General features: G+C 57.8%; 16 protein-coding genes and 1 tRNA gene. 8 read left to right on the forward strand and 9 right to left on the reverse strand.

Translation table 11 applies throughout. The annotated features are described in order from the left end of the window. The first annotated feature begins 2 nt into the window (after positions 1-2). From dut to EO133_RS15430, 3 genes are read left to right on the forward strand one after another with little or no spacing between them, the layout of a single operon-like run. A complete protein-coding gene (gene dut, locus EO133_RS15420) occupies positions 3-452 on the forward strand; it encodes a dUTP diphosphatase (protein WP_127073525.1) in 450 nt (149 codons plus the stop codon). After that, positions 415-1152, forward strand: a complete 738-nt coding sequence (locus EO133_RS15425) for a DUF2259 domain-containing protein (RefSeq protein ID WP_164735038.1) — start codon at positions 415-417, stop codon at positions 1150-1152. The genes dut and EO133_RS15425 overlap by 38 nt, the downstream gene beginning before the upstream one ends. A 6-nt stretch (positions 1153-1158) precedes the next feature. Continuing rightward, positions 1159-1959: a HesA/MoeB/ThiF family protein gene (locus tag EO133_RS15430; protein WP_127073527.1), complete on the forward strand. Its 801-nt coding sequence runs from the start codon at positions 1159-1161 to the stop codon at positions 1957-1959. Here EO133_RS15430 and EO133_RS15435 read toward each other — a convergent pair. From EO133_RS15435 to EO133_RS15475, 9 genes are all read right to left on the reverse strand, one after another. Next, positions 1890-2444 (reverse strand): NAD-dependent epimerase/dehydratase family protein, encoded by a 555-nt coding sequence (locus EO133_RS15435; RefSeq protein ID WP_127073528.1) that lies wholly within the window; start codon positions 2442-2444, stop codon positions 1890-1892. The genes EO133_RS15430 and EO133_RS15435 overlap by 70 nt on opposite strands. 11 nt (positions 2445-2455) lie before the next feature. Beyond that, on the reverse strand, positions 2456-3682 hold the full coding sequence (gene fabB / locus EO133_RS15440; RefSeq protein ID WP_127073529.1) for a beta-ketoacyl-ACP synthase I: 1227 nt from the start codon (positions 3680-3682) through the stop codon (positions 2456-2458). A 50-nt stretch (positions 3683-3732) separates the two neighbouring features. Next, positions 3733-4248, reverse strand: coding sequence for a 3-hydroxyacyl-[acyl-carrier-protein] dehydratase FabA (gene fabA / locus EO133_RS15445; RefSeq protein ID WP_127073530.1), 516 nt, complete (start codon positions 4246-4248; stop codon positions 3733-3735). A 237-nt stretch (positions 4249-4485) separates the two neighbouring features. Beyond that, complete coding sequence (gene rpoN / locus EO133_RS15450; protein ID WP_127073531.1) at positions 4486-5988, reverse strand: RNA polymerase factor sigma-54; 1503 nt, start codon at positions 5986-5988, stop codon at positions 4486-4488. A gap of 144 nt (positions 5989-6132) precedes the next feature. Continuing rightward, complete coding sequence (lptB, locus tag EO133_RS15455) at positions 6133-6879, reverse strand: LPS export ABC transporter ATP-binding protein (RefSeq protein WP_127073532.1); 747 nt, start codon at positions 6877-6879, stop codon at positions 6133-6135. After that, positions 6879-7406, reverse strand: a complete 528-nt coding sequence (lptA, locus tag EO133_RS15460; protein WP_127073533.1) for a lipopolysaccharide transport periplasmic protein LptA — start codon at positions 7404-7406, stop codon at positions 6879-6881. Before lptA ends, lptB begins: the two co-directional genes overlap by 1 nt. Next, on the reverse strand, positions 7403-8068 hold the full coding sequence (locus EO133_RS15465) for a hypothetical protein (protein WP_127073534.1): 666 nt from the start codon (positions 8066-8068) through the stop codon (positions 7403-7405). Before EO133_RS15465 ends, lptA begins: the two co-directional genes overlap by 4 nt. Before the next feature lie 21 nt (positions 8069-8089). Next, positions 8090-8704: a ribonuclease D gene (locus EO133_RS15470; protein WP_127073535.1), complete on the reverse strand. Its 615-nt coding sequence runs from the start codon at positions 8702-8704 to the stop codon at positions 8090-8092. A 147-nt stretch (positions 8705-8851) separates the two neighbouring features. Beyond that, positions 8852-8938, reverse strand: a tRNA-Leu gene (locus EO133_RS15475). Positions 8939-9122: 184 nt separating this feature from the next. Between EO133_RS15475 and EO133_RS15480 the strand changes: the two genes are divergently transcribed. The 5 genes from EO133_RS15480 (at position 9123) to rbfA (ending at position 13428) form a co-directional block, all read left to right on the forward strand. Continuing rightward, on the forward strand, positions 9123-10091 hold the full coding sequence (locus tag EO133_RS15480; protein WP_127073536.1) for a complex I NDUFA9 subunit family protein: 969 nt from the start codon (positions 9123-9125) through the stop codon (positions 10089-10091). Between the two features lie 206 nt (positions 10092-10297). Continuing rightward, positions 10298-10978: a glutathione S-transferase family protein gene (locus EO133_RS15485; RefSeq protein ID WP_127073537.1), complete on the forward strand. Its 681-nt coding sequence runs from the start codon at positions 10298-10300 to the stop codon at positions 10976-10978. Beyond that, positions 10975-12093, forward strand: a complete 1119-nt coding sequence (queG, locus tag EO133_RS15490) for a tRNA epoxyqueuosine(34) reductase QueG (protein WP_127073538.1) — start codon at positions 10975-10977, stop codon at positions 12091-12093. Before EO133_RS15485 ends, queG begins: the two co-directional genes overlap by 4 nt. After that, positions 12084-12980, forward strand: a complete 897-nt coding sequence (locus EO133_RS15495; RefSeq protein ID WP_127073539.1) for an SDR family oxidoreductase — start codon at positions 12084-12086, stop codon at positions 12978-12980. Before queG ends, EO133_RS15495 begins: the two co-directional genes overlap by 10 nt. Positions 12981-13011: 31 nt before the next feature. Then, positions 13012-13428 (forward strand): 30S ribosome-binding factor RbfA, encoded by a 417-nt coding sequence (rbfA, locus tag EO133_RS15500; RefSeq protein WP_127073667.1) that lies wholly within the window; start codon positions 13012-13014, stop codon positions 13426-13428. Positions 13429-13431 lie beyond the last annotated feature (3 nt).

A 13431-nucleotide genomic window follows, 5' to 3' on the forward strand; every position in this document is an offset into this window, starting at 1 on the left:
CTTTGAAAATTGCATTAAAATGGCTCGCGCACGGGCAGGGGCTCTCCCTTCCCCGGCGCGCAACAAAAGGGGCGGCAGGGTATGACCTTGCCGCCGCCGTCGATTCTGATACCGTCCTGACCCTGGCGCCGGGCGAATATGGATTGGTGCCATGTGGCTTTTCGCTTGGCCTGCCCGTTGGCATGGAAGCGCAGATACGCCCCCGGTCCGGGCTTGCTGCCAAATTCGGCGTAACCGTGCTCAATGCGCCAGGTACGGTGGATGCGGATTATCGGGGCGAGGTAAAGGCGATTCTTATCAATCACGGCAAGGCGCCTTTTGAAATCCGGCGCGGCGACAGGATTGCGCAAATGGTGATTGCGCCGGTGCCCGATACCGAGATTTTTGCGACCGACAACCTTGAGGAGACCGATCGTGGTGAAGGTGGTTTTGGGTCAACAGGGGTGGCTTAGCGGGCTTTGCGCGCTGTTGGCATTTGCAGGCCCGGCATGTGCAGGCGACAGCGCACAATTTAATGCACTGGGCTATTCCCAGGATGGACGCCATTTCGCCTTCGAGCAATTCGGCATCCAGGACGGATCGGGCTTTCCTTATGCCGATATTTTTCTCATCGATCTGGAGACCGACACCTTTGCCGGAGGCTCCCCTTTTCGGACTCGCATCGATAGCGAAATGACCCACGTGGCCGAGGCCAGGGCTCAAGTTCTGATGCAGGCGGAGGAAAGCCTCGCCGAATTTGGAATTTCCCGGCCCGCGCTGCCGCTGGTCTTACGCGGCGACGGTGAACTGGTCGATGAAGGGCTTTCGATCGTTTATGGGATTCCCTCCTATGGTCTGGACCAGACACGCGGCGAATACGCACTCAGCCTCGATATCTTCAAAGCGCCTTCTGGCCAGGATTGCGAATTTTTCGAGGGCGGGCCGATGGGGTTTGCGCTTTATCGGGAAACCGGCGAGGGGCGCGAGCAACTGCATCGCGATACGCGCGTGCCTGCATCTCGAAACTGCGTGATCACCTATAAGTTCTACGGGGTCTTCAATCCATTTGAATCCTGGGACAATAGCGCCGCAGTTGCGGTGCTTTCGGTGTGGTCGCATGGCTTTGAGGGACCGGATCGCCGCTTTATCGCACTTCCCGTGGGCGAGCGGTAAACAGAAGTGGCGCTTTCGGGAGACGAGGCCGCCCGCTATGCCCGCCATATCGTTTTGAAGGATATGGGTGGCACCGGACAGCAAAAGCTCAAGAACGCCCGCGTTCTGATCGTTGGAGCGGGTGGGTTGGGGGCACCTGTCATCGCCTATCTGGCGGCTGCCGGGATCGGCACGCTCGGGGTCGTCGACCCGGATAAAGTATCGCTGTCCAATCTGCAACGTCAGATCATCCATGGCGATGACACGATCGGCAGCGCAAAAACCAAAAGCGCACAGGACTTTGTTGCGCGTATCAATCCCTTTGTGCGCTACCTCAATCACCAGATCAAGCTCGACGCGAGAAATGCCGGCAGGATCATTGCCGATTATGATCTGGTTGTCGAAGGTACCGATGACTTTGCGAGCAAACAGGTGGTATCCCAAGCCTGCGAAGCCGCAAAAATTCCGCTTGTCACCGGGGCGCTTGGCCCATTTGACGGTACGCTTACGGTGCTTATGCCCTATGCGCGCAATGCATTGGGCCAGGACAATCCGAGATTTTCCGATCTTTATCCTGTGGCTCCAGACCCGAAGGACAGCCCGCCTTGCGAGATCGCGGGGGTCCTCAATGTGCTGCCGGGCATTATCGGCACGATGATGGCCAATGAAGCGCTCAAGCTGATTGCGGGCTACGGTGCGCCGCTGGTGGGCAAGTTGCTGGTCTATTCCGCTCGGACAGGCGAAAGTCACATCCTGGATTATCGACGCGAGGGCGAAAATCCCAGCGCCTCTTCGAAGGCAGCAAACAAGGCCTCATCTGACCAATAATTATCCTTGAGCCAGCCCGGTGCCGCCTCCAAAGCGCTGCTATCAGCCGGAACCCAACCGATCCGTATAGCCCTTGCCCGCAATCCGGGCTGCTGATCGTAAAGCCGAGCCAGATTTTCAAGCGCACGCTTTGAATAGCCATAAGCGTTGATTTCAAGGTCCGGGCTTTTGGGTTCCGCCCAATCCGAAGACGGCAGCACAAGCCCAGGCACGCGCGCCCTGTAACAGGCCTCGACCAGCCGCGCGGTTACACTGACCGCTTGCAGATGAATGTCTGCGGGTGCGTCCGGGTTGGCGCTTGTCGCCAGGTGGACCAGACCGGATGCGCGTCCCAGAAGAGCGCTCCAGAATGCGCTTTCAAAATCGGTCGTCACAAGATCGATTGTGTGGTGGGTGCCGGCCACGCAATCTATGCCGATGGCATCGGGCCACGCCGCCACGAGCCTGCGACCGATATTGCCGCAAGCTCCCGTTACGATCAGCACGGTTTCAGAGCCTAAGCGTCAGGATGTTTGAAAACCAATGTTGCATTGGTGCCGCCAAAGCCAAAGCTGTTGGACAGCACGACGCCGAGATCAACATTGTCGCGGCGCTCCCGAAGGATCGGCATATCGGCAAATTCGGGATCGAGATTTTCGATGTTGGCGCTTTCGCAGATGAAGCGGTTTTGCATCATCAACAGCGAATAGATACATTCCTGAACGCCCGTTGCGCCGAGTGAGTGGCCGGTCAGCGATTTGGTTGCGGAAAGGGGCGGGCACTTGTCCTCATTGCCGAAGACTTCGCGCAATGCCTCGATTTCCTTTTTGTCGCCAACAGGGGTCGAGGTGGCATGGGGATTGATATAATCGATTGGCGCCTTGACGGTTTCGAGCGCCATTTTCATGCAGCGGACGGCGCCTTCGCCGGAGGGCGCAACCATGTCATAACCGTCCGAGGTCGCACCATAGCCGATAAGCTCGGCAATGATATTGGCGCCGCGGGCCTTGGCGTGTTCATATTCCTCCAGCACCAATACGCCGGCGCCACCGGCGATAACGAAGCCGTCGCGATCCTTGTCATAGGCGCGCGAGGCTTTTTGCGGGGTGTCGTTGAAATTGGAACTCATGGCACCCATGGCGTCGAACAGGTTGGACATGGACCAGTCCAGATCCTCGTGCCCGCCCGCAAAAACAATATCCTGCTTGCCGAGCTGAATCTGCTCATAGGCATTGCCGATACAATGCTTGGATGTCGCGCAGGCCGAGGAAATCGAATAATTGACGCCCAGAATCCCGTAAGCTGTGGCAAGGGTTGCCGATGCGGTCGAACTCATCGCCTTGGGCACGGCGAGCGGGCCGATGCGCTTGGGACTTTTCTTTTCGCGGGTAATGTCGGCGGCTTCAACCACCGCACGGGTCGAGGGGCCGCCAGAGCCCATAACGATACCGGTACGCGGGTTCTTTATGTCTTTTTCCTCGAGCCCGGCCATCTTTATCGCCTCTTGCATGGCGATATAATTCCAGGCCGCGCCTTTGGCCATGAAGCGGGTGGTACGCCGATCCAGCACCTCGAAGGGATCGAGGTTCGGGGCGCCATGCACCTGACAGCGGAAACCCAGATCGATATAGTCCTGCGCAGCCGAAATGCCTGGGCGCGCAGCCTTCAAGCTATCGAGAACGTCATCGACCGTATTGCCGATAGACGACACGATACCCATACCGGTAACCACTACACGCTTCATATTCGCCCCTTGGACTCCTGTATCTTTCCAGCTCGCAACTTGCGCGTATTCTAGAACGTGCTCGTGTCCGTAAAAAGACCCACGCGCAAATCGGTTGCCTCGTAGATGGTTTTGCCATCAACCTTCATATAGCCATCGGCTATGCCAAGCGTAAGCTTGGACCGCATGATGCGTTTGATGTCGATCCCGTATTCTACCAGCTTGGCACCCGGGGTCACCTGTCCTCTGAACTTTATCTCTCCGGCCAGAGCGCGACCGCGGCCTGCACCTCCGGTCCAGCCCAGATAAAATCCTGTCATCTGCCAGAGCGCATCCAGCCCCAGGCAACCGGGCATGACCGGATCGTTGTCGAAATGACAGGCAAAGAACCACAGATCAGATTTTACATCGAGTTCGGCGCGCACCTGCCCCCTGTTGAAGGCGCCACCGGTGTCGTCGATCCGGGTGATCCGGTCGAACATAAGCATGGGTGGCAAGGGCAACTGCGCATTGCCCGGACCGAACAACTCGCCGCGACCACACGCCAGCAGCTCTTGATAATCGTAGGAATTGGCGCGTTCTGCCATAAGCCCCTCATTGGAATCGGCGCAGTTTCCCTGTGCGGAAACCGGACCCGCTCCTGATCGTTTTCTGGTTGGCCGAAAAATTGCGCCGAAAAGTCTTCCGGCCCAAAGCCCGACAGCTATGATGTTGATTTTGTGTGTAGAGGGCAAGAGGCTCAAGGGTCAATAGACCAAATGTCCATATCAAACGCGGCGAAGCCATTTTGCCACATCATCATGTTTGAGAAAAGGAACAACCACTCACGCCATCTGCGCCTTTTTCTGGCGGCGGCGGATCACCGAGGAGGGAATATTCATCGCTTCGCGATATTTGGCGACCGTGCGCCGCGCAACGTCGATATTCTGCTCGCCCTTCAATATTTCTGCAATGGTATCGTCGGAAAGTATGGCACTGGGCTTTTCCGCATCGATCAGTTGCCGGATGCGGTGCCGCACCGATTCCGCAGAATGATCCTCCCCACCGCTCGATGAGTTAAGCGCGGTTGTGAAGAAATATTTCATTTCAAACATGCCGCGCGGGGTCGCCATATATTTGTTGGCAGTCACCCGGCTGACGGTCGACTCATGCATTTCGATGGCGCTGGCGACGGTTTTGAGCGTCATGGGCCGCAGATGGGCGATGCCGTGGACGAAAAACGCGTCCTGCTGCTTTACGATTTCGGTCGCCACCTTCAAAATCGTCTGGGCCCGCTGGTCGAGGCTCTTTGTCAGCCAGTTGGCGGTCTGAAGGCAATCGACCAGAAAGCTCTTTTCTTGGGAATCCCGCGTCTTTTTAGAGATCGTTGCGTAATAGGTGCGGTTGACCAGAACACGCGGCAGAATGTCGGAATTGAGTTCGATTTGCCAATCGCCACGCGGACTGCGCCTGACATAAACGTCGGGCACCACCGCCTGAACCGGAGTGCCGTCGAAGGCCCGGCCGGGGCGCGGATCAAGTTCGCGCAATTCCGCCAGCATGTCGGCAAGGTCCTCGCGGTCGGCGCCGATCTTGCGCCCAAGGGCCACCAGATCATGGCTTGCAACAAGATCGAGATTGTCGAGCAGGCGCGCCATCATGGGATCGAGACGGTTTTTTTCGCGCAGTTGAATGGCTAGGCATTCGGCCAGATCGCGCGCGAAAACGCCTGCAGGATCACAGCCCTGGATAGCCTTGAGCACATTCTCGACAGTGGCCGGCGCCGCGCCCAATTGCTCGGCAATCTGGGCACAATCTGCGGCGAGATACCCGCGTTCATCAAGATTATCGATGAGGTTGCGGGCGATCAGGCGCTCGGCCGGGTCCTTGAAGATCAGGGACGCCTGTTCGGCAAGATGTTCGGCAAGCGAAATCCGGGCCGAAACATATTGATCCAGATCGGGCGCTTCCCCGCCGACAAGCATGGACTTGCCTTCGGGCCAGCTTGAGGATTGGGACAGCGAATCCTGCCCCGTCTGCTCGGGAAAGACATTCGAGACATCGGTATCAAAGCCATCGGCAATCGAAACGGCACTTTGCAGGTGCGAACCGTGATCTACGGTGTCGGTATAGGCGTTCAATTCGGCGGGCTTTTCGCGCTCAAACGGCGTTTCGCCATCGCCGCCGCCGTCCTCACGTTCGAGCAGGGGATTACGCAAAAGCTCGGCATCGACAAAAGCGGAAAGTTCGAGATGGCTAAGCTGGAGCAGCCTTATCGACTGCATGAGTTGAGGCGTTAGGGTCAGGTTCTGGGATTGCCGGACTTCCAGCCTGGGCGAAAGCGCCATCGTCTCGATACTTCCCCACTCAAACCACGGCCACCCAAGGGCGGCCTCTCCTCGTGCCCCACGGCCGGGGGCACCCTTGCAGGGATGGGTTTTAGCGTGATTTGCCGCTGCATACAAGTTTCATGCCAATCCCTATCACGCGCCTCAGAGCGAGAAACTTTCACCAAGATAGACCCGGCGTGCATTGGGATCCGCCATGATCGTTTCGGGCCTCCCCTGTACCATGACCCCGCCATCGTGGATCAGATAGGCACGATCGACAAGCTTGAAGGTCTCGCGCACCTGATGGTCCGTGATCAGCACACCGATGCCCCGGTTCGTCAATTGGCGCACCAGCCCCTGAATATCGGCGACAGCGATCGGGTCGACCCCGGCGAAGGGTTCGTCGAGCAGCATGAACTTGGGATCGGCCGCCAGCGCACGTGCAATCTCGACCCGACGGCGCTCCCCGCCCGAAAGGGCCAGCGCATCTGCGTCGCGCAAATGGGAGACGGAAAACTCTTCGAGCAATTCATCGAGCCGGGCGTAGCGCTCGCTGCGGTTCGTAATGTGGCCCTCAAGCACGGCAAGCACATTGTCCTTGACGCTCAGCCCGCGAAAAATCGAAGCTTCCTGCGGCAGATAGCCAATGCCCAGACGGCCGCGCTGATAAAGCGGCAGGTGGGTGATGGGAAGGCCATCGAGCATGACTTCGCCCTTATCGGGCCGGACCAATCCCATGATCATGGTAAAAACCGTGGTCTTGCCTGCGCCATTGGGGCCAAGCAGGCCCACCGCTTCGCCACGGCGCACCGCAATGGACACGTCCCGCACAACCAGCCGCTTTTTGAAGCTCTTGGCAAGGCCATGGGCAACCAGCCAGCCGGTTTGATCGACCTGCGCGCCACCCATTACTGATTTGCCGGGGTGAAAGTGCTGGTTACACGACCGCCCTGCGCAGGCCCACCGGAAAACGAAGATGTCCCCGCGCGGGTATCGATCACCAGCCGGTCGGCATTTACCGTGCCCGAAGCGTTCTTGACCACCACATTGCCGGTAAAGATCAGGATGCGCTGCGCAAAATTATAAACCGCCCTGTCGCCATCGATCGTCTGGCCGTCCATTGTCATATGAACGCGCCCGCCCGATGCTGTAAACTCAACAAGATCCGACGGCCCGCCTTCGCCATAGAGCACATCGACGCGCTGGGCGAGCATCTGCATCGTGCCTTGGGTTATTGTCACATTGCCGGTAAACAGCGCGGTATTGTCATCTTCCGTGATCTCGAGATTATCCGCGGTGACATTGACTTGGTCGTCGGCCTGCTGGGCGAGCCGACCAAAGCCTGCAGGATCATTGGCACCTTGTGCCATGATGGCAAAAGTGGAGGCAAGCAGGAGAACAAGAGCCAAAGCGAAGGGCCCAGGACGGGTCATCATTGAATGTTCTCCAGAACATGAGGGTCGCGATCCTGCCCGGCATCGGGCGCTGGCATCATATCAAGGCTGACGCCGGTGAAAAGCCAATGTGCCTTGGCAATGTCGTGAACCATGGTTTGCGCGTCCAGGGTCGACTCATCGTCAAAGGAAAAGCGCACCGGACCATCGCTTGATATGATCTGGGCCGGCCAGTCCACCTGTGCTCCGGCCAGAACCCCGCGCGCACCGGTGGTATCGGAAACGAACACATCTTCATTGGATGTAAGATGTTCCGCGCTCATGGTCCATTGGGCGGTGGAGAATGCAACCTGAGCCCGATAATCGGCACCATCGTCGAGATCGATCCGCAGGTCGTAAAGATCGGAAATGTCGAGATTGCCAACGGCGCTTTCGGACCGTGCGGCCACCATCCGATAAACCGTTCCCGTTGCGGTACGTCCCTCAAAGCGCGGCCCGTCGACCACCAGAGTATCGGATTGCAGGCGGACGCCGTCAATTTCAATGGGTGGCACGACCATGGCAAAGCTGAATTGAAAGAGCGGATAAAACAGAGCCAGAACGCCAAGAACGGGAACTACAACACGCAGAAAACCGATCCAACGATTGTGGCGGGTCAATTTCCTGTATTGGGCAAGCCGTATCCCAGGGTCTGCAACGCTCATGGCTTATCCGGTCCACTCCGCTCAGCTATGGGCAAAAATGTCAGTTTCCGGCCAGCCTGCGAGATCGAGCCGCGCGCGGGTTGGAAGAAAATCGAAACAGGCCTGGGCAAAATCCTTGCGCTCCTCACGCGCCAGCATACGGTCGAGATGACGGCGCAGATCGTGCAGATACAACACATCGGATGCAGCATAATCGAGCTGTGACTGGGTAAGGTTTTCCGCGCCCCAATCGGAGCTTTGCTGCTGCTTGCTCATATCCACGCCCAAAAGCTCGCGGGCAAGATCTTTCAAACCGTGACGGTCGGTATAGGTGCGCACAAGGCGCGAAGCAATTTTCGTGCAATAGACAGGCTCGGGCATGACACCAAAGGCATTATAAAGCGCTGCCATATCAAAACGCGCAAAATGGAACAGTTTTGTGACCGCGCTATCCGCCAACAGCGCCCTGAGGTTTGGCGCATCGGTCTGGCCCGGCTGGATCTGCACAATGTCGGCCGTCCCGTCGCCGGGCGAGAGTTGCACCACGCAGAGCCTGTCGCGCAGGGGATTGAGACCCATCGTTTCGGTATCGATGGCAACCTGGCGCCCATAACGCGAAAGGTCGGGCAAATCGCCCTTGTGCAGTCTTACGCTCATAACTCTTCCCAAAATCTGGCTGGCTTTGCTGGCGGATATGCCAGCAAATCAATGCAATCGGCTAGTGTGATGCCACAGCGCGTCTCTCCTGCAAAGAGGAAGGTGATCCGCCGGGACCATGCAGCCTATAACAATCAAAGGGAAAGATGGTGCCCAGAAGAAGACTCGAACTTCCACTCCCATACGGGAACTAGCACCTGAAGCTAGCGCGTCTACCAATTCCGCCATCTGGGCAACGAGGGCTTCACTAGAGGCGGGAACAGCGTTTGTCAATCAGATGTTACGCGCTTGTCCTGTTTAATTGCCCGGCCACGGCCAAATTCGGTGCCCTCGACAGGAAAGCGATTGAAAGCATAGCGCTTGAGGGCTAAAACCCCCTCAATTGCGCAGGACTTCATAGGCTTTCAAGGCACCTCTCATGACCCAGACTGGCGGTAAACTTGTCACGATTTTTGGCGGCTCGGGCTTTATCGGCACCCAGCTCACCCAGGAACTGGCGCGGCGGGGCTATCGCATAAGGGTCGCGGTACGCCGCCCCGATCTTGCCGGTCATGTGCGCATGTTCGGTTTTCCCGGCCAGATTCAGCCCATTCAGGCCAATCTGCGCTATCCCGAATCGGTGGCGCGCGCGGTTGAGGGAGCCGATATTGTCATCAATCTCGTCGGCATCCTTTTTGAAAAGGGCAAGCAGCGGTTTGCCGCCGTCCAGGCGCAAGGCGCCAAAGTCGTCGCCGAAGCGGCAAAGGCCGCCGGAGCCGAGCGGCTGGTTCACATGTCGGCGATCGGTGCCAGCGAAACCTCTGCTTCGGCCTATGCCCGTTCCAAGGCCCTTGGAGAAATCGAGGTTCTCAAGGCATTTCCCGATGCCATCATCATTCGGCCTTCAATCGTTTTCGGTTCCGACGATGGATTTTTCAACCTTTTCGGCATGCTTGCGCGTATTTCGCCTGTCATGCCGCTGATCGGTGGCAATACAAAGTTCCAGCCCGTTTACGTTGCCGATGTCGCCCAGGCCTTCGCGCTTGCAGCGGAAGGTGCGGTCAAGGGCGGCAAGGTCTATGAGCTTGGCGGACCCGATGTCGAAACGATGCGTCAGCTTATGGAGCGGGTACTGTCAGAAACTCGCCGCAAGCGCCTCCTGTTTCCTGTGCCTTTCGGATTGGCAAAGCTCAAGGCGTCCTTTCTTGCCCTACTGCCCAGGCCGCTTTTGACCCCCGATCAGGTCGTTCAGCTCAGAATCGACAATGTGGTATCGCCAGAAGCGATAAAGCAGAAGCGCACTTTTGCCGCCTTTGGCATTACACCGACCGGCATGGACATTGTGTTGCCCACCTATATGTGGCGTTTCAGAAAGCATGGCGAATTCGACCGCAACGTCGTCGCCTGATTTACGCTTGGCGCCATCGCTGGCGTTAACAGGCGGTTAACCGCATAAATCGACTTTGTCCGATCATCGGGTTCAAGGGCATAAAAAGACCTTGATCCTTGGCCAGTTTGCGCTGCTAATTCATTTATTTGCAGATTCATTCTGGCCTTTAGGGGTATGCGCCGTCCGGCGCAGGGGCCTTTGAGTTTAAGGACAACAAGACCGCAATGGCAAAATTGCTGCATCACAAACTTGATCCTGCCTGCCGCCTGATCCGTTTGATGCTCGGCGAATACGGGGTCGATATCGAGCTCGTCGAAATATCCCCCTGGCGTCGCGATCCCGATTTTCTAGAGCTCAACCCGGCCGCCTCGTTGCCGGTCATGCTCGACTCTCCCTTTCCCCCCGTCATCGGCATTCTGGCGACAATTGCCCATATCGAATCCAATTTCGGTCCCGAAGGCCCGGTTGAATCGCTTTTGCCCGATAATCCATCCCAGCGCGCGGAAACCTGGCGGCTTGTCGAATGGGCACTCATCAAGCTCGAAAATGAAGTTACCGGCTATCTGCTGGAAGAAAAGCTGGTCAAGCGCGACCTGCGTTCGGGCGCGCCCGATCCGGCGGTCCTGCGCATTGCCAAAGCCAATCTCAACGAGCATCTTGCCTATTTTTCCTGGCTGTTGGCCACGCGCCACTGGCTGGCGGGCGATAATATGACGCTTGCCGATTTTGCCTTGGCAGCCCATTTCTCGACGCTCGACTATATGGGCGATATCGATTGGGATAAGGCAGGAGAAGCGAAAGATTGGTATGCGCGCATAAAGTCGCGCCCCGCCTTCCGCACGATCCTGACCGACCGGGTCGTTGGCATGCCGGCCACCAAAACCTATGCGGATCTCGATTTTTGACGTTTGCCCCCGCCAAAATCGTTGCGGAATTGAAAAGCCGGGCCAATGCGCTCGGCTTTGAAGCATTTGGAGTGGCCCGTGCCGATGCGCGCCCCGACCTTGCGCACAAACTTTCTCATGCGCTCGAAAAGGGCTGGCATGGGGATATGGCCTGGATGGCGGAAACCGCCGAGCGGCGCCAGTCACCAAAATCGCTCTGGCCCGAAACCCAATCGATCGTCATGGTGGGCATCAATTACGGCCCGGAGGCCAATCCATTGGAGCGGCTCAAGGATCGAAATCTGGGCAATGTCTCGGTCTATGCGCAATCGCGCGACTATCATGATGTGCTGAAAGGCAAGCTCAAGGAACTGGCGGGGCTTCTGGCGCGGCGGGCCGGGGCGCAGGTCAAGGTTTTTGTCGATACCGCCCCGGTCATGGAAAAGCCTTTGGCAGAGGCGGCAGGGCTGGGCTGGCAGGGCAAGCATTCGGTTCTGGTATCGCGCGACTTCGGCTCGTGGCTGTTTCTGGGCGCCATCTTTACCGATGCTCACCTGCCTGAAAGCGCGCCTGAAACGGACCATTGCGGCTCGTGCACGCGCTGTCTCGATATTTGCCCCACACAGGCCTTTCCAGCCCCCTATAGGCTCGATGCCACCAAATGCCTCGCTTATTACAACAACGAATATAAGGGCCAGATTCCTCTCGCCTATCGCAAGCCGATGGGCAATCGCATCTTTGGCTGCGACGACTGCCTTGCGGTCTGTCCCTGGAACAAATTTGCCTCGCGTGCCCGTGAGGCCAAGTTACAGGCGAAGGCAGAACTGGCTCGATTGCAGCTTTCCGATCTTCTCACGCTCGATGACGCGCAGTTCCGTCAGATTTTTGCGGGCTCGCCGGTCAAGCGGCTTGGTTCGGCCCGGTTTTTGCGTAACTGTCTTGTCGCGGTCGGAAACTCGGGCGATACCGCTTCTATCGGAAAGGTGCAGCGCCTGCTCGAACATCCCGACCCGTTGGTACGCGGCATGGCCGTGTGGGCCTTGCGCCAATTGTCCGGGCCTGACAGGCTAAAAAAAATACGCGCGCAACATCAAACTCGAGAGACCGACGCTTCGGTTCTGGCGGAATGGCACTAGAAAAACTCTTTATCTTCGGGCTGGGCTTTTCCGCGCAGGAGGTGGCCAAGGCCTTGCTGCGGCAGGAGCCGCTGGCGCAGATCGCAGCCACCTCCCGGCAGGAGAGGAGTCTTGCCGACGACGGTCTGGACCGGGTTGCGATGCATATTTTTGACGGCGAGCGGCCCGGCGCCACACTGATGCCCGATCTTACCGAAGCCACCCATCTTCTGATCTCGATTGCCCCCAACACGCAGGGCGATCCGGTTTTGAACGCGCATATCGATCACATACTGGCTGCGCCCAAACTCGAATGGATCGGATATTTTTCAACCATCGGGGTTTATGGCGATGCCGATGGGGACTGGATCGACGAGCATTTTGCGACCCAGCCAACGAGCGACCGGCTTCAATGGCGGCTGGAAGCCGAAGCGCAATGGTCAGACCTTGCACAGAAGCGCGGCACTCCGCTTGCGATCCTGCGGCTTGCGGGCATTTATGGTCCGGGCCGCTCGGCCTTTGACAAGCTGCGTGCCGGCAAGGCTCACAGGATTGTCAAAAAGGATCAGGTGTTTAACCGCATTTTTGCGCCCGATATCGGCGCCATCACCCTCAAGGCCGCCCAGCACCGGTTGTCCGGCCTTTACAATCTTTGCGATCTTGAACCGGCCCCGCCACAGGACGTGATTGCCCATGCCGCCGGACTTTTGGGAATAGAGGCGCCTCCCGCAATTGACTTCGAAACAGCCGACCTCAGCCCGATGGCGCGATCGTTTTACGCGTCCAACCGCAGGGTTTCGAGCGCAAGAATACGGGCCGCGCTCGACTATAAGCTTGTTGCGCCAACCTACCGCGAAGGGCTGCGCGCCATTCTCGAACATGAAAACAATCGTGCGCTGCACGATTGACGAAACCCGATTTGCACCCTATTTCCGCGCAATGGTAAAACATTCAAAATCTTCCGCGCCGTCTCAGCGCATGTTGCGCGTCGGTGAACTTGTCCGGCACGAAGTCTCGGCCCTGCTCTCGCGCGGGGAAATCATCGATCCGCTTCTGGAAACGGTAACAGTTACCGTTCCGGAAGTCCGCATGACGCCCGATCTCAAGCTCGCCAATGTTTACGTGATGCCGCTGGGCGGGGAAAATGCCGAGGATGTGGCGGCGGCACTCAATGCCCATGCCAAATTCATCAGGGGGCGCGTAACCCCCAATCTCGATCTCAAATATGCGCCCCAGTTCCGGTTCTTCGTGGACAAGACTTTTGACGAATATGGCCGGATCGATGCCATTTTGAAGTCCGAGCGCGTGCAACGCGACCTTGCCCATGGCGAGGATGACAGCGAGCAGAACACTTAGGAA

Origin of the sequence: Pelagibacterium lentulum, assembly GCF_003992625.1 — a bacterium.
Classification (GTDB): domain Bacteria; phylum Pseudomonadota; class Alphaproteobacteria; order Rhizobiales; family Devosiaceae; genus Pelagibacterium; species Pelagibacterium lentulum.

What these genes read in the sequence shown, in the direction of transcription:
- rbfA (WP_127073667.1), top strand. Translation starts at nt 13,012, where the DNA reads ATGGTAAAACATTCAAAATCTTCCGCGCCGTCTCAGCGCATGTTGCGC.
- lptB (WP_127073532.1), bottom strand. Translation starts at nt 6,879, where the DNA reads ATGGGTGGCGCGCAGGTCGATCAAACCGGCTGGCTGGTTGCCCATGGC.
- EO133_RS15485 (WP_127073537.1), top strand. Translation starts at nt 10,298, where the DNA reads ATGGCAAAATTGCTGCATCACAAACTTGATCCTGCCTGCCGCCTGATC.
- EO133_RS15465 (WP_127073534.1), bottom strand. Translation starts at nt 8,068, where the DNA reads ATGAGCGTTGCAGACCCTGGGATACGGCTTGCCCAATACAGGAAATTG.
- lptA (WP_127073533.1), bottom strand. Translation starts at nt 7,406, where the DNA reads ATGATGACCCGTCCTGGGCCCTTCGCTTTGGCTCTTGTTCTCCTGCTT.
- EO133_RS15480 (WP_127073536.1), top strand. Translation starts at nt 9,123, where the DNA reads ATGACCCAGACTGGCGGTAAACTTGTCACGATTTTTGGCGGCTCGGGC.
- fabA (WP_127073530.1), bottom strand. Translation starts at nt 4,248, where the DNA reads ATGGCAGAACGCGCCAATTCCTACGATTATCAAGAGCTGCTGGCGTGT.
- rpoN (WP_127073531.1), bottom strand. Translation starts at nt 5,988, where the DNA reads ATGGCGCTTTCGCCCAGGCTGGAAGTCCGGCAATCCCAGAACCTGACC.
- EO133_RS15495 (WP_127073539.1), top strand. Translation starts at nt 12,084, where the DNA reads ATGGCACTAGAAAAACTCTTTATCTTCGGGCTGGGCTTTTCCGCGCAG.
- EO133_RS15470 (WP_127073535.1), bottom strand. Translation starts at nt 8,704, where the DNA reads ATGAGCGTAAGACTGCACAAGGGCGATTTGCCCGACCTTTCGCGTTAT.
- fabB (WP_127073529.1), bottom strand. Translation starts at nt 3,682, where the DNA reads ATGAAGCGTGTAGTGGTTACCGGTATGGGTATCGTGTCGTCTATCGGC.